General features: G+C 61.4%; 19 protein-coding genes. 15 read left to right on the top strand and 4 right to left on the bottom strand.

Translation table 11 applies throughout. From position 1 onward, the window contains the following. Positions 1–16: 16 nt before the first annotated feature. Positions 17–1,216: a CaiB/BaiF CoA transferase family protein gene (locus tag GA0061099_RS13805; RefSeq protein WP_074447775.1), complete on the top strand. Its 1,200-nt coding sequence runs from the start codon at positions 17–19 to the stop codon at positions 1,214–1,216. A 25-nt stretch (positions 1,217–1,241) separates the two neighbouring features. Here GA0061099_RS13805 and GA0061099_RS13810 read toward each other — a convergent pair whose 3' ends face one another. After that, entirely contained in the window at positions 1,242–1,919 is a 678-nt protein-coding gene (locus GA0061099_RS13810) for a glutathione S-transferase family protein (RefSeq protein WP_074447776.1), read from the bottom strand. Position 1,920: 1 nt separating this feature from the next. Beyond that, positions 1,921–2,664: an SDR family NAD(P)-dependent oxidoreductase gene (locus tag GA0061099_RS13815; RefSeq protein WP_074447777.1), complete on the bottom strand. Its 744-nt coding sequence runs from the start codon at positions 2,662–2,664 to the stop codon at positions 1,921–1,923. A gap of 215 nt (positions 2,665–2,879) precedes the next feature. Here GA0061099_RS13815 and GA0061099_RS13820 point away from each other — a divergent pair, with 215 nt between their 5' ends. The 7 genes from GA0061099_RS13820 to GA0061099_RS13850 all read left to right on the top strand — a co-directional run bounded on the left by GA0061099_RS13820 (position 2,880) and on the right by GA0061099_RS13850 (position 10,607). Continuing rightward, complete coding sequence (locus GA0061099_RS13820; protein ID WP_074447924.1) at positions 2,880–4,484, top strand: class I adenylate-forming enzyme family protein; 1,605 nt, start codon at positions 2,880–2,882, stop codon at positions 4,482–4,484. A 17-nt stretch (positions 4,485–4,501) separates the two neighbouring features. Then, positions 4,502–5,239, top strand: coding sequence for an SDR family oxidoreductase (locus GA0061099_RS13825; protein WP_074447778.1), 738 nt, complete (start codon positions 4,502–4,504; stop codon positions 5,237–5,239). Positions 5,240–5,253: 14 nt separating this feature from the next. Next, entirely contained in the window at positions 5,254–6,435 is a 1,182-nt protein-coding gene (locus tag GA0061099_RS13830; RefSeq protein ID WP_074447779.1) for an acyl-CoA dehydrogenase family protein, read from the top strand. 23 nt (positions 6,436–6,458) lie between these two features. Continuing rightward, positions 6,459–7,589 carry an acyl-CoA dehydrogenase family protein gene (locus GA0061099_RS13835; RefSeq protein ID WP_074447780.1) on the top strand — a complete coding sequence of 377 codons (1,131 nt, stop codon included), beginning with the start codon at positions 6,459–6,461 and terminating at the stop codon, positions 7,587–7,589. 15 nt (positions 7,590–7,604) lie between these two features. After that, positions 7,605–8,792, top strand: a complete 1,188-nt coding sequence (locus GA0061099_RS13840; protein ID WP_074447781.1) for an acetyl-CoA C-acyltransferase — start codon at positions 7,605–7,607, stop codon at positions 8,790–8,792. Positions 8,793–8,816: 24 nt separating this feature from the next. Beyond that, the gene (locus GA0061099_RS13845) at positions 8,817–9,830 is read left to right on the top strand and encodes an NAD(P)H-dependent flavin oxidoreductase (protein ID WP_074447782.1); all 1,014 of its coding nucleotides are present in this window, start codon (positions 8,817–8,819) and stop codon (positions 9,828–9,830) included. A 123-nt stretch (positions 9,831–9,953) separates the two neighbouring features. Beyond that, positions 9,954–10,607 (top strand): flavin reductase family protein, encoded by a 654-nt coding sequence (locus GA0061099_RS13850; RefSeq protein ID WP_074447783.1) that lies wholly within the window; start codon positions 9,954–9,956, stop codon positions 10,605–10,607. A 128-nt stretch (positions 10,608–10,735) separates the two neighbouring features. On the opposite strand, the gene GA0061099_RS13855 is transcribed toward GA0061099_RS13850, so the two are convergent. Together GA0061099_RS13855 and GA0061099_RS13860 are read right to left on the bottom strand one after the other, a co-directional pair. Continuing rightward, complete coding sequence (locus GA0061099_RS13855) at positions 10,736–11,938, bottom strand: multidrug effflux MFS transporter (RefSeq protein WP_244620978.1); 1,203 nt, start codon at positions 11,936–11,938, stop codon at positions 10,736–10,738. Between the two features lie 92 nt (positions 11,939–12,030). Continuing rightward, entirely contained in the window at positions 12,031–13,227 is a 1,197-nt protein-coding gene (locus GA0061099_RS13860) for an acetyl-CoA C-acyltransferase (protein WP_074447785.1), read from the bottom strand. Between the two features lie 162 nt (positions 13,228–13,389). Here GA0061099_RS13860 and GA0061099_RS13865 point away from each other — a divergent pair, with 162 nt between their 5' ends. From GA0061099_RS13865 to GA0061099_RS13895, 7 genes are all read left to right on the top strand, one after another. Further along, positions 13,390–14,013 (top strand): TetR/AcrR family transcriptional regulator, encoded by a 624-nt coding sequence (locus GA0061099_RS13865; protein WP_074447786.1) that lies wholly within the window; start codon positions 13,390–13,392, stop codon positions 14,011–14,013. A gap of 14 nt (positions 14,014–14,027) precedes the next feature. After that, positions 14,028–16,349 (top strand): molybdopterin-dependent oxidoreductase, encoded by a 2,322-nt coding sequence (locus GA0061099_RS13870; protein WP_074447787.1) that lies wholly within the window; start codon positions 14,028–14,030, stop codon positions 16,347–16,349. A gap of 16 nt (positions 16,350–16,365) precedes the next feature. After that, positions 16,366–17,070, top strand: coding sequence for an SDR family NAD(P)-dependent oxidoreductase (locus tag GA0061099_RS13875; RefSeq protein WP_074447788.1), 705 nt, complete (start codon positions 16,366–16,368; stop codon positions 17,068–17,070). A gap of 67 nt (positions 17,071–17,137) precedes the next feature. Further along, positions 17,138–17,959 carry an enoyl-CoA hydratase-related protein gene (locus GA0061099_RS13880; protein ID WP_074447789.1) on the top strand — a complete coding sequence of 274 codons (822 nt, stop codon included), beginning with the start codon at positions 17,138–17,140 and terminating at the stop codon, positions 17,957–17,959. A 110-nt stretch (positions 17,960–18,069) separates the two neighbouring features. Further along, positions 18,070–18,849, top strand: coding sequence for an SDR family oxidoreductase (locus GA0061099_RS13885; protein WP_074447790.1), 780 nt, complete (start codon positions 18,070–18,072; stop codon positions 18,847–18,849). Between the two features lie 231 nt (positions 18,850–19,080). Further along, entirely contained in the window at positions 19,081–20,676 is a 1,596-nt protein-coding gene (locus GA0061099_RS13890) for a class I adenylate-forming enzyme family protein (RefSeq protein WP_074447791.1), read from the top strand. Between the two features lie 87 nt (positions 20,677–20,763). Beyond that, positions 20,764–21,957: an ABC transporter substrate-binding protein gene (locus tag GA0061099_RS13895; protein WP_074447925.1), complete on the top strand. Its 1,194-nt coding sequence runs from the start codon at positions 20,764–20,766 to the stop codon at positions 21,955–21,957. The last annotated feature ends 254 nt before the right edge of the window (positions 21,958–22,211 follow it).

Consider the following 22,211-nt stretch of genomic DNA (forward strand, 5'->3'; position numbering starts at 1 on the left):
ATTCAGGGAGAATGTGATGCCCGGTCCCCTCAACGGCGTTCGCGTCCTCGATCTGACCGGCGTGGTGTCGGGCCCGTTTGCGACCATGTTCCTGGCGGATCAGGGCGCGGACGTCCTGAAAATCGAGCCGATCGGCGGCGACATTACCCGGCGCAGCCGTGCCACGATTGATAAGGAAGGCGAGTTCTCCGCGCTATTCATTTCTTCAAACCGTGGCAAGCGCTCGCTGTCGATTGACGTCAAAAGCGCGGCCGGCCGTGAGGTTCTGGCCAAACTGGTCGCGAAGGCGGATGTGCTGGTGCAGAATTTCCGGCCCGGCACCATGGAGCGCCTCGGTCTCGGCGTCGAGGAGTTGCGCCAGCGCCATCCGCGCCTGATCTACGTCTCGATCAGCGGTGTCGGCGACACCGGACCTTATGTGAAGAAACGTGTTTACGATCCGATCATTCAGGGCCTCTCGGGCTTTGCCGATATCCAGTCGCAGCCGGTCACGAACCGTCCGCAGATGATCCGGACTATCGTCTGCGACAAGACCACCGCCGTGTTCACCGCCCAGGCGGTCGCAGCAGCCCTCTACGCCCGCGAGAAGACAGGGCAGGGTGATCACATCCAGGTCGCCATGCTGGATGCGATGATCTCGTATTTGTGGCCCGAAGGCATGATGCAATACACGGTGGTCGGTGCCGAGGCCGCTGCTGCCGATCCCAATGATCGTCCCGATCTCGTGTTCAAGACCAGCGACGGCTACATCACCGCCGGTACAATTTCCGACTCCGAATGGCAGGGTTTTTGCCGCGCCACTGGCGACGCCGAGCTTGCCAAGGATCCCCGGTTTGCGACGCCATCGGCGCGCTCGGTCAACGCCACGGCACGCATCAACAAAATGGCCGAATATATCAGCCAGCACACCACCGCAGAATGGCTGGAGCGTCTGGATGCCGCCGACGTCCCCTGTTCGCCGATCCTGCGGCGGAGCGAGATCATCCACAATGAACAGGTGGTTGCGCGCGACATCATTGCGGAGTTCGATCAGCCGAAAGTGGGGCGGGTGCGGCAACCTAAGCCGGCGGCGCGTTTTGCGATCAACGAGTCCGCGATCGGTGGGCCTGCTCCCCGGGTGGGTGAGCACTCCCGCGACGTGTTGCACGAGCTGGGCTACGACGACGGCGCCATCGACAAGATGGTCGCCGAGCGTAGCCTGCGCGTCGCGGTCTAACCGCGAAGCCGTTCGCGACGGTATTCTAGACCTTCGCCGGCGCCGGCGTGATCGGTGCCATCGGGACATTCGCCGCAACGGCTCGCTGAAAGGCTTCCCGTTTCCTGATGCGTTCGAGATAGGGCTGAGCGTTGTCGCAAATGCCGACGCCATAGGCGATGGCCCACTCCAGGCAGGTCGTGAGCAGGATGTCTGCGCTCGTAAACTGGTCGCCCATCAGGAATTGCCGGCCATCTGCGAGCGCGACCTCGACATGGCGCAACTGCTGGCGGAAATACTCGCCGGCCTGGGCAACGACCTCCGGTGCAATGCCGTAGATCGGTCCGAGCGCGTCGGCCCGATGGCGGCGCATCACGTAAAGGCTGGTGGAATCCAGCTCCGTGACGATAAAGAAGCACCATTCCAGCCACGAGGCATACTCGCGCGGGGCTTCCGGAATCAGCGATCGTTCCGGCGTGGAATACATGCGCGACAGGTAGGCAACAATCGCTGCGCTCTCGCCGATGCAGAAGTCGCCATCCTGAAGCAGCGGGATCTTCTGGCGCGGATTGAGCTTCGAGTATTCTGCGGTCTTGGTTTCGCCCGTTCGTGGGCCAATGGGCTTTGTCTTATAGGCTAAACCCAGTTCGTGCATGGCCCAATGCGGACGAATCGTGCGACTCGTTCCAACGCCCCACAGGGTCAGGTTTGGTGCCGCATCCATGTTACCATTTCTCCACGGACGGACGGAGATCGAGCTCGTGGGTCCAGCCATCTTTGCTTTGCTGGTGGGTGAACCAATAAGCGTCGGCAATGGAAGACGTCTTGGTCAGGCTATCCGGCGGAATATCGCTTGCGTCGATCCCCTTCGCTGCCTTCATGCGTTGGTGAATTGCCTCGCTATCCACGCCAGCGTCGATCAGGAGATGCACGACGTGAATGTTCTTCGGTCCAAGCTCGCGCGCCATCGCCTGGGCCACTGCTCGAAGTCCGAACTTCGCTGATGAAAATGCCGCAAACCCCGAGCCGCCACGCACGCTTGCCGTCGCACCCGTAAAGAAGATGGTGCCGCGTCCGCGCGACAGCATCACGCGGGCGGCCTCACGTCCAACCAGGAAACCGCCATAGCAGGCGAGTTCCCAGGCTTTGAAAAACAACTTCTCCGTCGTGTCGAGCAGAGGCTTGTTGACGTTCGAGCCGGCATTGTAGAGGCAAACCTCGATGGGACCGTGCTCTTTCTCGACCCGCGCGAAAATGCCTTGGACTTCCGCCTCCTGGCGCGCATCTACGCTGAATGCGTGAACGTCATGTCCCGCAGCCCTCAGCTCGGCCACGAGCACCTGCGATTTGGACGCATCGCGTCTGCAGATGCAGACTGTATAGCCGCCTTGAGCAAAGCGCCGGGCGACCGCCGCGCCGATGGCATCGCCTGCGCCAACAAGTATCGCTACACCTCGGCTCGCTGCCATCCCGGATCCTCCCTATAAGTTCTGATTTGATACTATAGACTAACCGTCCGATCACGCGTTGTAAACGGCGGTTTATAATGGTTCGAAGTTGCCGCTCGACACCGAAAAAGGTCCGGCGCCGATTTATCAATTGACGAGTTCTAAAAAAGAACTATAAGACGAGGCCCCAAATGTGCCGCATTGCAACGCTGGCACGGTCGGTCGGGAGGTCAGTGGTGCTGGAGCTTTCAGAGACGATCAGTGTCGACGAGATCGCTGTCGGCTTGCCGAGCCGAATCCATGAAGTAACGGCAGGACCGGTTGCCAGAGCGCCCCACCAGATTGCGCTGGTTGAGGACGGGGCTTCGTGGAGCTATCGAGACCTGGAGCAGCGTGTGGGCGAAATCGCCACCGTGCTCTCATCGCTAGGGATCAGGGCCTGCGATCGGATGATCATTGTCAGCGAAAATTGTATTGCGCTTGCTGCATTGCTGCTGGCGGCAAGCCGGCTCGACGCCTGGGCGATTGTCGCCAACCCGCGCTTGTCTGCGCGCGAACTGGACCAGATCCGCGATCACAGCGGCGCCCGGCGGATGTTCTTCACGTCCGGTATGTCGAAGGAGGCCGCTGCTCACGCCTCACGCTACGGCGCCGAGAATCGGCGAATTGGCCCGCTGGCGGAAATTGGGGTTGGCCCGCTCGACGAAAGCGCGACAGTCCAGCCCCTGGAGACCGATCCGGCAAGGCAAGTCGCGGTCCTGATCTACACGTCAGGGACGACGGGGACTCCCAAGGGCGTGATGCTGTCGCATGACAATCTTCTGATCAGCGCAAAGACCACTGCGTACTTCCGCAGAATGAACGAGAAGGACAAGATCTATCTGGTGTTGCCGATCTCGCATATCGTCGGCATCTCGCTCCTGATCATGACGCTGATGGTTGGCGGCACGGTGCGGATGGTCAGCAAATACGACCCTGCCGCGACTGCAAAGGCCATCGCGGAGGAGGGCGTCACCATCCTCAATGGCGTGCCTGCCACCTATCAGCGCCTGCTGGAGTACAAGAGCATATCAGGCGTGGAACAACTGTCCCGAGGCTCGTTGCGCTTGATTGCCGTCGCCGGCGCGCCGCTGGATTTGAACCTGAAATTGCGTGTGGAAAAAGAGTTCGGGCTTCCGTTGCTCAACGGCTACGGGATCACCGAATGTTCGCCTGGAATATCAGGCGTACGTTTCGATAGGCCGCGCTCGGATGCTGCTGTTGGAACGCTGCTGCCTGGTGTGGAAGCGCGGGTGCGAACCACCGAAGGATTTCCGACCTTATCCGGTGAAGTCGGCGAGCTGCATGTTCGCGGGCGCAACGTGATGCTGGGGTACTATCGCGGCCCCGAGCTCACCGCGAAGGTGGTTGACAGCGAGGGCTGGTTCAATACCGGCGATCTCGCACGTTTCGACGGCGATTGTCTGTACATCGTCGGACGCACCAAGGAAATGATCATTCGTTCCGGCTTCAACGTCTATCCCGCGGAAGTCGAAGCTGTCCTCAGTTCACACAAGGACGTCGTGCAATCCGCTGTGGTCGGTCGTGCCGCGGGCGGCAATGAGGAGATCGTGGCCTTTGTGCAGTTGCTGCCAGGATCTCGCACCACATCAGAGACCCTGATGCAATTTGTCCGGTCTCAGCTTACTTCTTACAAGCGGCCGTCCGAAATTGTCATCCTTGATGCCTTGCCGGCGACATCGACCGGCAAGATACTCAAGCACAAGCTCGCGGAGAGCTTGCGCGAAGATGGCGCAACCTCTGCGGTGCCGACGCCCGAATTGCGCAGACAACATATCTAACTTACCGGGAGGACAATTTGCAAAAGAGAAACGCAACCGTGGCCGTGATCGGCGCGGGCGACTTCATCGGCGGCGAGATCGCCAAAAAGTTCGCAGCAGAGGGGTTCACGGTCTTCGCCGGCCGTCGAAACGGCGACAAGCTGGCTCCCCTCGTCAGGGATATCGAGGCTGCCGGCGGCGAGGTTCACGCCCGCTCGCTCGACGCTCGCAAGGAGGACGAAATCACCTCCTTCCTCAACGATGCGGACAAGCACGCGCCCCTGGAAGTTTGCATCTTCAACATCGGAGCGAACGTCAACTTCCCGATTCTGGACACGACTGAGCGCGTTTTCCGCAAGGTCTGGGAAATGGCCTGCTATTCCGGCTTCCTGGCCGGTCGCGAGGCGGCCCGCCTGATGCTGCCGCGCGGGGGCGGCAACATCTTCTTTACCGGGGCGACAGCTTCGCTCCGCGGCGGCAGCGGCTATGCAGCTTTTGCAAGCGCCAAGTTTGGCCTTCGCGCGGTCGCGCAGGCAATGGCCCGCGAGCTTGGCCCGAAGAATATTCACGTCGCGCATCTCATCATCGATTCCGGCGTGGATACCGAGTGGGTTCGGCAACGCCGGCTGGAGGCTCTCGGGCCCAACGCGCTGGATGATCCGGACGCATTGATGCCTCCGGCCTCCGTCGCAGCATCCTATTGGCAGCTCTACCAGCAGCCGAAAAGCGCGTGGACCTTCGAGCTCGAGATCCGCCCCTTCGGCGAGAAGTGGTAGCGGGACCTGCTGCGATGGAGCTCAATCTTTCCAGCGAGGACGCCGCGTTTCGTGACGAGGTGCGCACTTTCATTGCGGAGAACTATCCGCAGGAAATGCGCGTTCCCAATCCGGAGACCGACCTGACCAAGGAGCAGTCGCTGTTCTGGCATCGGATCCTCCACAAGAAGGGCTGGATCGCGCCACTCTGGCCCAAGGAATATGGCGGCCCGGGCTGGTCGGTGATGCAGCGCTTCCTGTTCGAGCAGGAGACGTCTCGGGCAGGCACGCTGCCGCCGCTCGCCTTCAGCGTGACCATGGTCGGGCCGGTGATCTATACCTTCGGCAACGAGGCGCAGAAGAAGAAGTTTCTGCCGCGGATCCTCTCCGGCGAGGATTGGTGGTGCCAGGGCTATTCGGAGCCCGGCTCCGGCTCCGATCTCGCGACCGTCAGAACCAAGGCGGTGCGTGACGGCGACCACTACATCGTCAACGGTCACAAGACCTGGACCACGCTGGCCCAGCATGCCGACTGGATCTTCTGTCTAGTGCGAACCGATCCGAACGCGAAGCCGCAATCCGGAATCTCCTTTCTGCTGATCGACATGAAGTCGCCCGGGGTCACCGTGCGGCCGATCATCACGATTGACGGCAGCCATGAGGTCAACGACGTCTTCCTCGAGAACGTCCGCGTGCCCGTCGAGAACCTGGTCGGCGAGGAGAACAAGGGGTGGACCTACGCCAAATTCCTGCTCGGCAACGAGCGCACCAGCATGGCCGGCGTCGGCCGGTCCACCCGCTACATCGGCAGGTTGAAGCAGATCGTGAAGGCGGAGATCCCGGCCGACGATCCCGCGCATCTCGAATTTCTGCGGGACATTGCCCGCATCGAGCTCGACGTGCTGGCGCTGGAGGCGACGGAGCTGCGCGTCGTCGCCCAGATGGCGCGCGGCATAGATCCGGGTCCAGCGGCCTCGCTGTTCAAGATCCGCGGCACCGAGATATTCCAGGATATCACCGAGCTCACCCATCGCGCGATCGGCAATTACGGTCTTGCCATCCGCGAGCATCCGGTCAGCGCCAACCGCTTCATGCCCGGCCCCGATTACGGCCATACCGCGTCGGAGAAATATCTGAACGCGCGCAAGCTCAGCATCTACGGCGGATCCAACGAGATCCAGCGAAACATCATCGCCAAGGCCGTGCTCGGGCTCTAGCCACGGCGGATCGGGAGGATCGGATGGATATTCAGTTCACGGAAGAGCAGGAATTGCTGCGATCCAGCGTCCAGCGCCTGCTCCGCGAGCAGTATGATTTCGAAGCGCGGCGCAAGATCGTGGCGAGCGAGGAGGGCTTCAGCCGGAAGCAATGGGACGCTTTCGCCGAGCTCGGCCTGCTGGCCGCGCCGTTCTCCGAGAGCGCCGGTGGTCTCGGTGGCGGTCCGCTCTCGACCATGATCGTCATGCATGAGTTCGGGCGTCATCTCGTCGTCGAGCCTTTCGTCGAGACGGTGGTGCTAGCCGGCGGACTGATCGAGCAAATGGGCACGCCGGAGCAGCAGCAAAGCTTCATCCCCGCAATCGTCGACGGATCGAAAATCTGGGCGCTGGCCTGGACGGAGAAGGCGTCGCGCTTCGATTTTGCCAATGTCACGACAAAGGCGCGGCGCGAGGGGAACGACTACGTTCTGACCGGCGCGAAGACCATGGTGATCGCCGCGCCTTGGGCGGACTATCTGATTGTGTCGGCGCGGACCTCCGGCGACGATCGTGAAAGCGGCGGCGTCAGCCTCTTCGTGGTCGATCGCCGCGCGAGCGGCATCGATCTCCAGAGCTTCAAGACCATCGACGGCCGCCGGGCTGCCGAGCTCGGCCTGCGTGAGGTCCGCGGGCGGTTGCTGGGCGCAGAAGGCGAGGGCGTTGCCGCGCTGGAAGCTTGCCGCGACCGAGCCATCGGCGCGCTCTGCGCGGAAGCCGTCGGCGCCATCGGCGAGCTGAACTCGGCGACGCTGGAGTATTCGAAGACGCGTAAGCAGTTCGGTACCCCTATCGGTTCCTTCCAGGTGCTGCAGCATCGGATGGTGGACATGTTCATCGCTCATCAGGAGGCGCTCTCCCTGATGCAGCATCTCAGCCTCAGCCTCAGCACCGGCGATTCTGCACTATCGCGGCTCGCCTCCGGCGCCAAGTCGAAAATCGGGTATGCCGGCAAGTTCGTCGCCGAGCAGGCGGTGCAGCTTCATGGCGGCATGGGAATGACCGACGAGCTCAATGTCGGGCACTATTTCAAGCGTATCTCCTCCATCAACATCCAGTTCGGCGATCCCGCGTTCCACGTGCTGCGTTACGCGCAGCTGGACGCGGCCGCGTAAAGAGAAGAGGCCAGCATGACGACTGAAGCAGTCATCGTTTCCACCGCAAGGACAGCCGTCGGCAAAGCGTACCGCGGCGCGCTCAACAATACGGACGGCCCGACCATGGCGGGTCACGTCATGGCCGAGGCGGTAAAGCGCGCCGGCATTGCGCCGGGCGAGGTGGAAGATGTGGTCATGGGCTGCGCCATGCAGCAGGGCACCATGGTGATGAACGTGGCGCGCAAGGGCGCGATCCGGGCCGGGTTGCCGGTCACAGTCGCAGGCACCACCATCGACCGGCAGTGCGCGTCCGGCTTGCAGGCCATCGCGGTAGCCGCACGCTCGATCATGCTCGACGGGGTCGAGGTTGCGATCGGCGGCGGCATCGAGTCGATCAGCCTGGTCCAGAACGAGCACATGAACAAGTTCCACGCCGTCGATGACGAACTGATGGCGATGAAGCCCGCCATGTACATGTCGATGCTGGAGACCGCCGAGGTCGTCGCCGAACGCTACAAGATCGGCCGCGACAAGCAGGATGAATACAGTCTCGAATGCCAGCGCCGCGTCGGCGCTGCCCTGCAGGCGGGGCGCTTCAACGACGAGATCGTGCCGTTCACGACCAAAATGGCGCTGGTCAATAAGGACACCAAGGAGGTCAGCTATGAGCAGGTGACGCTCACGAAAGACGAAGGCCCCCGTCCGGAAACCACCGCAGAGGGCCTCGCCAGGATCAAGCCCGTGTTCGAAGGCAAGACCATCAGCGCGGGCAATGCCAGCCAGCTATCGGACGGCGCCTCGGCCTGCGTGATCATGAGCGACAAATTGGCCGCCAAAAAGGGCCTCAAGCCGCTCGGCATCTTCCGCGGCTTCGTCGCCGCCGGCGTCGAGCCCGACGAGATGGGCGTCGGCCCGGTCGCCGCGATCCCGCGGCTGCTGAAACGCCATGATCTGAAGATCGACGATATCGACCTCTGGGAACTGAATGAGGCTTACGCGGTGCAGGTGATCTATTGCCGCGACAAGCTTGGCATCGACCCCGACAAGCTGAACGTCAATGGCGGCTCGATCGCGATCGGCCATCCCTATGGTATGACCGGCTCGCGCCTCACCGGCCACCTGCTGATCGAAGGCCGTCGGCGCAAGGCGAAATACGGCGTGGTCACCATGTGCATCGGCGGCGGCATGGGTGCCGCCGGCCTGTTTGAAATCATCCACTGAGCGCAAAGCGCGGGGAGATCATTCGTGAAAACAGCAATCACCGAACTGTTCGGCATTGAACATCCGATCATCCAGGGCGGCATGCACTATGTCGGCTTCGCCGAGCTCGCAGCTGCGGTGTCGAACGCCGGCGGGCTCGGCATCATCACCGGGCTGACCCAAAGGACGCCCGAGCTGCTGGCCAAGGAAATTGCGCGCTGCCGCGACATGACCGACAAGCCGTTCGGCGTGAACCTCACCTTCCTGCCGACCTTCAGCGCCCCGCCTTATCCGGAATATATCGCCGCGATCAGGGAGGGCGGAGTAAAAGCGGTGGAGACCGCCGGTCGCAGCCCGGAACAGTACATGCCGGCACTGAAGGCCGCCGGCATCAAGGTGATCCACAAATGCACTTCGGTCCGTCATTCGCTGAAGGCCGAGAAGATCGGCTGCGACGCGGTCAGTGTCGACGGCTTCGAGTGCGGCGGTCATCCGGGCGAGGATGACATTCCGAACATGATCCTGCTGCCGCGCGCCGCAGACGAGCTCAGCATCCCCTTTGTCGCGTCCGGCGGCATGGCAGATGGCCGCAGCCTCGTCGCGGCGCTGTCGATGGGCGCGGCGGGCATGAACATGGGGACGCGTTTCGTCGCCACCAAGGAGGCGCCGGTCCATGACAACGTCAAGCAGGCGCTGGTCAAGGCCACGGAGCTGGACACCGTTCTCGTCATGCGCGCGCTGCGCAACACCGAGCGCGTTCTTAAGAACAAGGGCGTCGACGAACTGCTTGAGATCGAACGTGGGAAGGGGGCAAGCCTGAAGATCGAGGACATCCATGATCAAGTCGCCGGCGTATACCCGCGCGTGATGGTCAACGGTGAGATGGATGCCGGCGCCTGGAGCTGCGGCATGGTGGTCGGGCTGATCAACGACATTCCGACCGTGAAGGAGCTGATCGACCGTATCATGGCCGACGCCGAACGTATCATCCGGGAGCGCCTGACTGGTTTTCTCGACGGCGCCGGGCAACGGCCGGCTGCGGTTCGGGCAATCGCCTGAGCCCTTCCGGAAGCGGTTGCGGACGTTCTGACGAGGTTATGCGCAGCGCATGGTCATGCGTGCGTCGATCGTTGTTGAGGCCGATGGGCTGATGGACGGCCTTCGTTAGCCTCGGAGGCACTTATGAGCCAAGCCGACTTCCACTACTACGAGCCTTCGAAAGGCCACGGACTCCGGCATAATCCCTTCAATGCAATCGTCGCGCCGCGTCCGATTGGCTGGATTTCATCGCGCAATGCGGCCGGTCAATTGAACCTCGCGCCGTATAGTTTTTTCAACGCGTTCCTGTACGATCCTCCGATCATCGGGTTCTCCTCGATTTCGTGGAAAGACACCATCAAGAACGTCAGCGAGACCCGCGAATTCGTCTGGAATCTGGTCACCATGGATCTCGGCGAGCGCATGAACGTGACAGCGACGCCGCTCGATTACGGCGTAAGCGAGTTCGAAGCAGCCGGTTTGACGCCGATACCCGGACGCCACGTTGCTGTGCCGCGGGTGGGCGAGAGCAGGGCCGCCATGGAATGCAAGGTCGTCGAGGTCTCTCAGCTGGCCAATGCACGCGAAGAAAAGGTCGAAGGATGGTTCGTGCTTGGTGAGGTCGTCGCGGTCTACATCGACAAGACGTTGATCGAGGACGGTGTCTACAACACGGCACTTGCGCGTCCCATTCTGCGCGCCGGCCGGGGTGGAGATTACCTCGAGGTCAGGACCGAGAACATGTTCGAGATGAAGCGCCCAGCGGGCAGCAGCAAGCCGGAATTCCACGGGACCTGATTGTGCTGGAAAACAGGCTCAATTGTCGGCCGGCCATTGCATTGCCGCGTTTTGCCCAACAGGTCTAAGCCCGACTTAGCAAAGCCGATGGGTGACTGAACGGAGACGCATGTGGAATCATACGCCCCTCAAGATCCCGGGTCCCGCGCATACAGGCCAAGAGCCAGCAGGGAGAACGCGCTCATCACGACGCCCAGCGCAAACATTGCTTCATGTGACACTGTGGCAGCAAGCCATACGCCGATTGCCGCGATCACCATCTGCAAGAAGCCGAGCAGCGCCGAGGCCGCGCCAGCTTTCCCGCCAAATGGAGCCAACGCGCGCGCCGTGGCCAACGGACTGACAATGCCCATGCCGAGCAGATATACGCTCATCGCGCCTAAAAAGGGCAAGAAAGTCGGGTTGATGAGCGAGATCAGCAGGATCGCAAGGCTGCTGGCGGCCGTCGCGCACAAACCTGCCCGGATCGGACCATCGAGCCCATAGCGTGGTGCCAATCTTGTAGCAAGCATACCGCCGCCGAATACGATGAAGACGGTACCCGCGAAGAAGAAGCCGAGTTGGATAGGCGTAAAGTGCAGCGCTTCGATGAGTAAGCGCGGTGCAGCCGAAAACATAGAGAACAAGCCCCCTATGATGAGGCTCGAGGTGATCGCGGGGATGGCGAAGCGACGATCGCCAATCAGGCCGGCATAGGTCCTGCCGACGACAACTGGATTGAACGGCGTGCGGACCGAATTGTGGGTTTCGCCAAGAACGATGCCGTGGGCAACCGCGCCGACGGCGGCAAAGGCCGCGACCAGCGCGAATTCGGCGCGCCAGCCAAGGCGATGGTCGAGGGCGCCGCCAAGCAGCGGCGAGAACCCGGGAGCTGCGGACATCACGATCATGATGAGCGCCATCGCGCGTGCCAGTGCTGCGCCACTGAACATGTCGCGAGCGATGGCGCGAGACAGGACTGACGTCGCGCAAGCACCTGTTGCCTGCACGACGCGGCCGAAGAGGAGATTGGGCAGGTCGGTTGCCAGACCGCACCAAACGCTGCCGGCAAAGAATACGGCGAACCCGATCAGGACCGGCCAACGTCTTCCGTAGCGATCCGAAAGCGGTCCGACCAGAAGCTGCCCGACCCCGAACACCGCAAGAAAGATGGTGATTGCGGACGTGACCTCCGCAGTCGTGACATTCAACGAGATCGCAATCTGCGGCAGGGACGGCAGCAGGATGTTGGTCGCAAGCGTTCCCATCGCGGCCAGCACGGAAAGGATCGCGATCGGCAGGACGCTGGAGCCAGGAATGTCCCGCGACGCGGTATTCGTCATATCAGCCATGGATATTCCTCGCCGTGGAGGATTGCAGATCAAGCGGCAAGTGACGCGGGTCGCGCCGCTCGCCGAGTCCGTCTCGTCCTTCAGCCGTGATATCAGCGGACGAGGCGCTCGACCGCGATGGCGGTAGCTTCGCCACCGCCAATGCAGAGCGACGCGACGCCGCGTTTGAGGTTTTGTGCTTCGAGCGCGTGTAGCAGCGTCACGATCAGCCGCGCGCCGGTGGCGCCAATGGGATGACCTAGCGCGCAGGCGCCGCCGTTGACGTTCAGCTTTTCTCTGGGGATGCCGAGATCCTTCTGCGCCGCCATAGCTACGACCGCAAATGCCTCATTGATCTCGAACAGATCCACGTCGCCAACGCTCCAGCGGACCTTGTCCAATAGCTTGCGAATGGCGGGGATCGGGGCCGTCGTGAACCATTGTGGCTCCTGGCTGTGGGTGGCATGGCCCTTGATCTCGGCGAGCACCGGAAGGCCGTCGCGATCGGCCAGCGAGCGTTTCGCCAGGATGAGTGCCGCAGCGCCGTCAGCATTGGCGGATGAGGCGGCGGGCGTGATGGTGCCGTTGGAGCGGAACGCGGCTTTCAGCCCCGGGATTTTGGCGGGATCGACTTTGAGCGGATGCTCGTCGTTGGAAATGATCCGGGGCCCGGCCTTCTCGGTCAACGTGATTGGAGCAATCTCAGCCTTGAATGCGCCGCCTTCAACCGCCTTGCGGGCGCGGGTCAAGGTCTCGATCGCATAGTCGTCCTGATCTTTGCGCGTGAACTGATAGGCTTCGGCGGTGGCCTCGCCGAAGTCGCCCATCGAGCGTCCCGTCTCGTAAGCGTCTTCCAACCCGTCCATCAGCATGTGGTCGATGATGCGGTCGTGGCCGGCGCGATAGCCGCCGCGCGCCTTGGCCAGCAAATAGGGCGCGTTGCTCATGCTCTCCATGCCGCCGGAAAGAACGATTTCGGCGGAGCCTGCATTGATGATGTCGTGAGCGATCATGGTGGCCTTCATGCCGGAGCCGCAAACCTTGTTGATTGTGGTGGCGCCGGTGGCATCCGGCAATTTGGCGCCGCGCGCGGCCTGGCGCGCCGGTGCCTGGCCTTGTCCGGCCGGCAGCACGTTGCCCATGAAGACCTCGTCGATCCGTTCGGGTGCCAGCTTGGCCCGCTCCAAAGCCGATCCGATCACATGGGAACCGAGCTTGTGGGCACTGAGTGGCGAGAGCTCGCCCATGAAGCGGCCGAGCGGCGTGCGGGCTGCGGAGAGGATAACGACGGGATCGGAAGCGGCGGCCATGGCGAATTCTCCTGTTGATCGCTGTTGTTATATGACGATAATCATATAACATGGCTGGCGCTGCAATGAAATATTGCCGTCACTTCAAAAGCGCGGTCCAGAAGCGCTGGTGGATGGGATCGGTCGAACAGCCGGTCATCGAGCAGCTTGCACGGAGGGGAGATGCGTTACGTAGGAGACCATAGGCGCCGGACCCACAGCCGGATCGTTGAAAATGCTTCCTACGGCTTGCGTCAAAACGGTGCCGAAGGGCTTAGCGTTGTCGAGTTGATGAAGCTCGCGGGTCTTACGCACGGCGGGTTCTATAACCATTTCGAGTCGCGGGCCGCACTTGTTGGCGAGGCAATCGCGTTTGCGATGGACCAAATGGTCGACCGGTGGAGAAAGTTGGCGAACAGGAAGGCCAGCGGAGATCGCTTCGAGACGGTGATCGCCGATTACTTAAGTTCCCGCCACCGCGACAATCCCAGACAAGGTTGCGCGCTTCCAGCCCTGGCCGCAGATGTCGCTCGATCGAGCCCGAGCGAGCAGCGGGCGCTTGCTTCCAAGCTGGAGGAGATGATCGACATCCTGGTCGAAGCGCTTCCCGCCGAGGGTCCCCAACAGGCACGCCAAATCGCGACGAGCGCCATTGCGACCATGGTCGGATCGATCGTGCTGTCGCGTGCTGTCGGCGCCGGGAAGCTTTCCGACGATATTCTCGACGCCGGACGGATGACTGTCTGCGGGTGCAATCAAAAGCGGCAGCGCCGAACAGCAAAGGCTATGAGCTGCGACAAATCATAATCTGGGAGGTGCCCATGACGGCCGGCAAGTGGCTCAAGACAGCCTGCAACCTGTGTTACGTAAACTGCGGCATCGAGGTCTGGGTGAATGAGGGGCGCCTCGAGAAGGTACGAGGCGATCGTTCAAACCCGAAGTCGCAAGGCTATCTGTGCAACAAGGCGGCGCGCATTCCCTACTATGCCCATCACAGGGATCGGCTCACGACCCCGCTGCGTCGTCGGCCCGATGGCAACTTTGATGAAATCGAGTGGGACGTCGCGATCGCGGAAATCGCGGAGCGGCTTCGAGACGTCGTCGGCAGGTATGGTGGCAAGAGTATTGCCCTTTACGGCGGCGGCGGGCAAGGCAATCACGCCGGCGGTGCCTACGCCAGTGGCTTGTTGCGTGCGCTGGGCTCGCGCAGCGTCTTCAACGCGCTTTCGCAGGAAAAAACCGGCGATTTCTGGGTCAATGGCCACATGTTCGGCAGCCAAACCTGCCACACGTCGGAGGACGTCCATCATTGCGATCTCTTGCTCGTCATCGGGGCAAATCCCTGGATCGCGCACGGCTTCCCCAATGCGCGCGATTATCTCAATCAGATCCGCAAGGATCCCGCACGCAAGCTGATCGTCATCGACCCCCGTCGAACCGAAACCGCAGAGATGGCGGATCTGCATCTTGCGGTTCGCCCGGGTGCCGATGCGTTTCTCCTTGGCGCGCTGCTGGCCACGCTCGTCCGTTCCGACCGGATCGACCACGCGTTCATTGAGGAGCACACGATCGGCTTCGCAGAAGTGAGGCAGGCGCTATTGAATATCCCCGTTGCGGAATGGGCGTCCGCTGCCGATATCTCGATCGCGGAGCTGGAGCGCTGCGCGGCGATGATCGCGGCCGCGAAGGCCATGGTGGTTCGGGTTGAACTCGGGATCCAGCAAGGCGTCAACTCGACTCTCAACTCCTATCTCGAGAAGCTCCTGATCATGCTTTCCGGCAATTTCGGCCGTGAAGGTACCAACCAATTGCATAGCTGGCTTCAGCCGCTATGGGGAAATTCTCCGAACCAGACATTCGCGCCAACGGGCGACGCGATCATCGGCGGCTTGTTGCCGCCTAACATTTTCCCCGAAGCGGTTTTCAAGGATCATCCAGACCGGTTGCGCTGCGCCTGGATCGAGAGCTCCAATCCCGCCAACACCGCCGCAAACACGGAGGCGGTGGAACGCGCGCTGAAATCGCTCGAACTATGCGTTGTCGTGGACGTCGCGATGACCGAAACCGCTAGGCTCGCGCATTACGTTCTCCCGGCGTCCACACAATACGAGAAGACCGAATTCACTCTCTTCAACTTCGAATTCCCGACAAACTATTTTCACGTGCGCGCTGGCGTCTTGCCGCCGCTCGCCGGCACGTTGCCGGAGCCCGAGATCTATACGCGGCTTGCGATCGCCCTGGGGCTTCTGCCGGGTGACAATGTCCTCGCGCCGCTACGCGACATAGCACGGCGCTCGCGACCTGAGTTCGCCGCTGCCTATCGTGTTTTCATCGGGGAAAACCCTGCGGCAGTGCCTGCCCTGGTGCTTTACCATACGCTGGGGCAGACGCTTCCGGATGGCACGGCGGCCGCGGCTCCCTTGTGGAGCGCGGCACTGGCTTGCGCGAAGCGATCGCCGCAAGCGGTGCGGCGGGCGATCGGCGCATCCGGGGAGGTGGCGGACCATCAGCTCGGAGATCTCCTGTTCGACACCATCGTGGCGGCCCGGCAGGGCACGGCGGTTACCCGGCACGACTATGACGAGGTCTGGTCATTGATCAGCCATTCGGATCGCAGAGTTCGGCTGGTGGTGCCACAGATGCTGGAATGGCTGGCGCGTCTCGATCCGCGGACCGCAGGCGCGCCAAAGGAGTTTCCGTTCATCCTGGCGGCCGGTGGTCGCCGCATGTTCAATGCCAACCAGATATTTCGCGATCCCGCGTGGCGTCGCGACGACCCTGACGGCGCCATGTTGATCAACTCATGTGATCTGCGTGAATTGGGTGCGAAGGATGGCGATTGGATCGCCGTCGAGTCATCGGTCGGGCGGCTCGTCGTCCGCTGCAAGGTCGATGACGCCATGCGGAACGGCCAATTGGCGCTGCCGCACGGCTATGGTCAGGCATACCCGACATCAGACGGAGTTCGCCTGATCAACGGACCGCGCATCAATCTGCTCACCGAGAGCGGCAACCGCGATCCCATTGCGGGCACGCCCTACCACAAGAACGTCCCGGTGCGCTTGTCCCTGGTGTCCGGGCACGAAGCTGCCGCCTATCAGTCGCAATCCGACCGAATTCACAACAGAGCGGCCGGACAATAGTGGAAGGGAGCGTCAAATGACCGGGAAGCCAATCGCGATCGTGACCGGGGTGGGCCCGGGCACGGGAGCTGCCATCGTCAAGCGCTTCTCTGCCGGTGGTTTCCGTATCATCGCGCTTGCCCGCTCTGCGGAGCTCATCGATCGCCTCGCGCAAGAGCTTCCCGACGTGCACGCGATGACCTGCGACGTATCGGACGAACGCCAGGTGCGGACTGTGATTACAGAAGCGAAGCGGCGTTTCGGTCCGGCTGACGTTCTCATCCACAACGCGGTCGGCGGGGGCTGGGGGAATTTTCGCGAGATCGATCCGAAGATGCTGAAGGGTAACTTCGAAGTCAACGTGATGGGACTGTTGTACCTGGCCCGAGAAGTGGCGCCTGACATGATCGATCGGGGTAAGGGCGCAATCCTCGTGACCGGCAACACGTCTTCGATCCGAGGCAAAGCCAATTTCGCCGGCTTCGCGCCGACGAAGGCGGCACAACGCATTCTGGCCGAGTCGATCGCACGTGAGTTGGGACCTCTCGGCGTACACGTCTCCTACGTTCTCATCGACGCCGTTATCGATACGCCCCGGATGCGCGCGCGGATGAGCGACAAACCGGATGAATTCTTCATCAAGCCGGCGGCGATCGCCGATGAATTATTGCATCTCTATGGTCAGGACCGCTCGGCCTGGTCGTTTCTAACGGAACTGCGGCCATTCAACGAAAATTGGTAATGCTCGAGCACGGACACGGCGCGCTGGGTCACTTGGAGAGAACTCCGCGACTTGAAAGGTCAGAAACATGACTGATGGATCCATCTCGGTTGATACGGGAACGGACGAACTGCTGTGCACGATCAGGGATCGTGTCGCGGTGATTACCTTGAACCGACCTCAAGCCCGAAATTCGTTGTCGGATCATCTGACGCCGGCGTTGCGCCGGATGATCAAGCAGAATGGCGATGATCCTGAGGTCGGAGCGCTCCTGATTACCGGCGCAGGCACTGCTTTCTGTTCGGGCGGCGACGTCAAGGGGATGGGCGGCAACTCTGCCACGCCGGCCATGTCAGTCAGCGACAAGGTCGCGCGACTGCGGGAACGTCAGCGAACCCTGACGGGCGTACTTGTTTCGGTGAGGAAGCCCACCATCGCGGCTTTGCCCGGACCGGCGGCTGGCGCCGGGCTTGCGATCGCGCTCGCCTGCGACCTTCGTATTGCAGCCGAATCTGCCATCATGACGACGGGGTACGCCAGGATTGCGCTCACGGGCGACTACGGTATCTCGTGGCTGTTGACCCGGCTGGCCGGGACGGCGCGGGCTCGCGAACTGATGTTCTTGTCCGACCGTATCGATGCACGCCGCGGCGAAGCGCTGGGGCTGGTCAATCGCGTGGTGCCCGATTCTGAACTGCAGCGCGAAGCATTCGCGGTGGCGAGAACATTGGCGAATGGTCCGGCGAGCGCCTATGCCTCCATGAAGGATAATCTCGACCTTGCGTTGTCGGCCGACTTCCTGACCTCACTGGACCACGAGGCCGAGCGGATGGTCCTCGCGGCAGGAACTGCGCAGCACGCCGAAGCCGTCCGGGCTTTCATTGAGAAACGGTCTCCCAGTTACAGGTGAGCCCGGTGGGTTCATGAGCTTGAAGGCGGAGCGGGCCGTGCTTGCGGCCAAGGGAATAGCTCGTTCGGCTTCGCCGGAGTTCTGCCGGCCGAAACATCGGAGGAACCAGGATGGCTCAGCCGTCTCGCGATACCGGGATTTCCGCACCTGAGGTAGCACTCATTGTCGGTGGTGGCCCTGGCATCAGCTCGAGTTGCGCCAGGTTGTTCGCGGAAAACGCGATGCGTGTCGCCGTGGCAGCCAGGAATCCGGAAAAACCAGTTCTTCAGTCTCTCGAAAGGATGCATGGCGTGCGTCGATATGGCTGCGATGCAGCCGAACCAGCAGCCGTGGCACAGCTTTTCGAGAAAGTCGTTCAAGAGATCGGGACGCCAAGGCTCGTCGTGCACAATATCGACGGCCGGGTTCCTGGGATCTTTCGCAAGACCATTGTCGATGCCGATCCAGGCATGGCGCTCGAGACAGTTCGAAATGCGGCATTCAGTGCATTTCTGGTAGGTCAACAGGCAGCTCGGCTCATGCTCCGAAACGAGCCCGACGCTAATGGCGCGAGAGGAACGATCATCTTTACCAACGCCAGCGCAGCGCTCAAAGGCTTTCCGTCGAGTGGCGCATTTGCGATGGCCTGTCATGCCAAGTCCGGACTGGCGCAAAGCATGGCCAGAGAATTGATGCCGCAGGGTATCCATGTGGCGAACGTGCCGATCGATGCCGCGATCGGATGGACGCAGGAGGACGGGACCCGCGCGCACCGTCTGGCGGGAGCAACTGTCGACGACAACATGGCCGATCCTGTCCACATTGCCCAAACCTATCTGCAATTGCACCGTCAGCATCGGTCGACCTGGGCCTTTGAAATCGTGCTGCGGCCGTGGGTCGAGAAATGGTAATCGCGCTCAGTGAATCATCCGAATGATTGCGATGAGGCAGTAAATTCGAAAATGGAATGCCGCATATTGTCTTGAATCCTTTCCCCCACAAGCTGCCCAAACATTGAGATGGCTTGACAGTTCTATTTTAGAACGCTTTACTCCCGCCCGTCCAATAGGACTGACGCTGCGGACCTTCCCGGTTAGAGGGGGCCGCAATGCTGCCGACAACAAGGCGCGAGGGAGGATGGCATGATGAACGTGGACGAGCTCACCGCGGCCGAACTGCTGGACGGCCTGCCGTCCAGAGTCCACGAAGTCTACGCACCGTTCGTGCGGGATATTCCGGATCATCCGGCCTTCGTGGAAGGCGGACGTTCCTGGAGCTACCGGCAGTTCTCGGATGCAGTCGACGCTGCGGCAAAGGATCTTGCCGGTTTGGGCATCGGGCCCGGCGATCGCGTGATAATCGCCAGCGAGAACAGCGTGGCTCTCGGGGCGATGCTCTTCGCGGCGAGCAAGCTCGATGCCTGGGGTATCCCGGTCAATCCCCGTCTTTCGTCCCGAGAACTCGACGTGATCGGAGCGCACAGTGGCGCCAGACGCGTGCTGTTCAACTCGGCGCTGTCGAGGGAAGCGGCCGATCATGCCACTCGCATCGGTGCGACAATCGGTGCTGTAGGGCCCTTCGGTGGTATCGGTGTCGGTCCGCTCAATGCGGCTGCGTTAGCGGAGCCCGTCGAAAGGGATGGTGCCCGCCAGGTCGCGGGGCTCTTGTATACCTCCGGCACGACAGGTGCGCCGAAGGGCGTCATGCTGAGCCACCGCAACCTGCTTTTCACCGCAAGGACGTCGGGTGTCCTTCGCAAAAACAGTTCAGCCGATCGCATTTACGGCGTGCTGCCGATGTCGCACATCGTCGGCTATTCGATCTTGCTGATTTCGACGCTGATGCATGGCGCCACGTTGCATGTCGTAGCCAAGGCCGATCCGGCCGCGCTGGCTCATGCCATCGCCAAGGAGGGAATTACGAGCCTGTTCGGCGTGCCCGCCACATATCAGCGCCTGCTCGAATATAAGGCCGTCAAGGGCATCCAGCGGCTCGAACGGGGGAATCTGCGCATCATGGCCGTGGCCGGCGCTCCACTCGACCTCGATCTGAAGAAGCGGATCGAGAGCGAGTTCGGAATTCCGCTTTTGAACAATTACGGCATAACGGAATGCTCGCCGGGACTCACGGGGGTCCGCTCGGACCGGCCTGTGTCGGATGAGTCGGTCGGTCCATTTCTTCCCGGTATCGAGCACCGGATCGTCGACGGGCAAGGAAAGAAGGTGGCGACGGGCGAGGTGGGCGAACTGCACGTTCGAGGTCCCAACATCATGCTCGGCTACTATCGAGCGCCCGACCTGACGGCGGCGGCGATCGATGATGACGGATGGTTCAACACAGGAGACCTCGCCCGCGTCAACGACGAGGGGCACCTCTACATTGCCGGCCGCACCAAGGAGCTGATCATCCGTTCCGGCTTCAACGTCTATCCGGCGGAGGTGGAAGCGGTCCTGAACGCGCACGAGCATGTCGTTCAATCGGCCGTAGTTGGTCGGAAGGTCGACGGCAATGAGGAGGTGGTCGCGTTCGTTCAGCTTCTGCCCGGTGCCAGCATTGGCCCCGAAGAACTCAAGCGGTACGCGGCCCAATTGCTCACCTCCTACAAGCGTCCGACCGAATTGTTCGTGCTCGACGCTCTGCCCTCGGCTTCAACCGGAAAGATACTCAAACACCGATTGCGGGAGATCGCGAACGAGCAGGCGGCTCCCAGGACCAGCGGCGCAGCGGCCGCGGGCTGATCAGCTGCGGTAATGATCAAAGCGTTTGGAACCAGAGGCCCATTCAAAAAAATTGTGAGCGACGGAGTGTCGCCAGGGGAGATGACGATGATGAGAAACATCATGATTGCAGCCACGCTCGCGGCCTCGATGGCGGGCGCGCACGCGCAGACGCCAGGCGTCACCGAATCCGAGGTGAAGATAGGGGCGACTTTTCCGTTTAGCGGGCCCGCTTCGCCCTTGAGCAACACCGGCAAGGGCATGATCGCCTACGTCAAATCGATCAACGACCGTGGCGGTATCAACGGGCGGAAGATAAACCTCATCACGTACGACGATGCTTACAGTCCCCCCAAGACGGTGGAGCAGACCAGAAAACTGATCGAAAGCGATGAGGTGGCGTTCCTGTTTGGTCCGTTGGGAACGCCCGGCATCAGCGCCACCATCAAGTACGTCAATGCTAAGAAAGTGCCGCATTTGTTTGTCGTGAGCGGGGTCACCAAGTTCACGAATTTCGCAGAATTCCCCATGACCACGACGGGACTGCCGAGCTACGACACCGAAGGACGCATCTACGCGAAATACATCACCCAAACCCGTCCAGACGCAAAGATCGCGATACTCTATCAGAACGACGATTTGGGTAAGGACTTCGTCAATGCGTTCAAAGGTTACCTGAAAGACGATTTCGACAAGAAAGTCGTCGTCTCCTCCTATGAGGTGTCCGAGCCAACCATTGATTCCCACGTGGTTTCGCTGAAATCGTCCGGTGCAGAAGCGTTCCTGGTTGCCGGCACGCCGAAGTTCGCAGCACAGGCCATCAAGAAGGTCGACGAGATCGGTTGGAAGCCGCTATTCCTGATCAACTTCGTTTCGAGCTCGGTGTCGTCGACCATCGTCCCGGCCGGACCGGAAAAGGCCGTCGGCATAGTCGCCGCGACGATCACCAAGGATCCAAACGACAAGAAGTGGGCCGACGATCCCGGCATCAAATGGTACCGCGACTTTTTTGCCAGATACCTGCCGGGTGCCGATATCGGCGATAACAATTATCTGTTCGGTACCCAGCAGGGACAGCTCCTTGAGCAGGTCCTCAAGCAATGCGGTGACGATCTCTCGCGCGAGAACATCGTCAGGCAATCGCGTAGCATCCGCGGGCTGTCGCTTCCCACGGTCATACCTGGCGTCATCATCAACACCAGCCCCGAAAGCAGCATGGCGTATACGCAGCTGCAACTACAGCGCTGGAATGGGACCACGTGGGAGCAATTTGGTAGTGTACTCAGCGCCGACGGCAAGTGAATTGTAGCTTCCGAATATGCAGCGCGTGGGATTTGAGCCCAACACACCAACCCACTCGTGGAGCACGGATGTCCAGCGACGCTCTTTTCCGACCTTTCAAGCTGAAAGAGCTGAACCTGCCAAACCGGGTCTTGATGGCGCCGATGACGCGTTCATTCTCTTCCGGCGGAATTCCGACATCCCGCGGCCGATCAGCACCGGTGTGATCAGACGTCTTTCGGATCTCAGTCCTGGACAATGGCTTGCAAAATGCA

Origin of the sequence: Bradyrhizobium yuanmingense, assembly GCF_900094575.1 — a bacterium.
GTDB classification, from domain to species: Bacteria; Pseudomonadota; Alphaproteobacteria; order Rhizobiales; family Xanthobacteraceae; genus Bradyrhizobium; species Bradyrhizobium yuanmingense.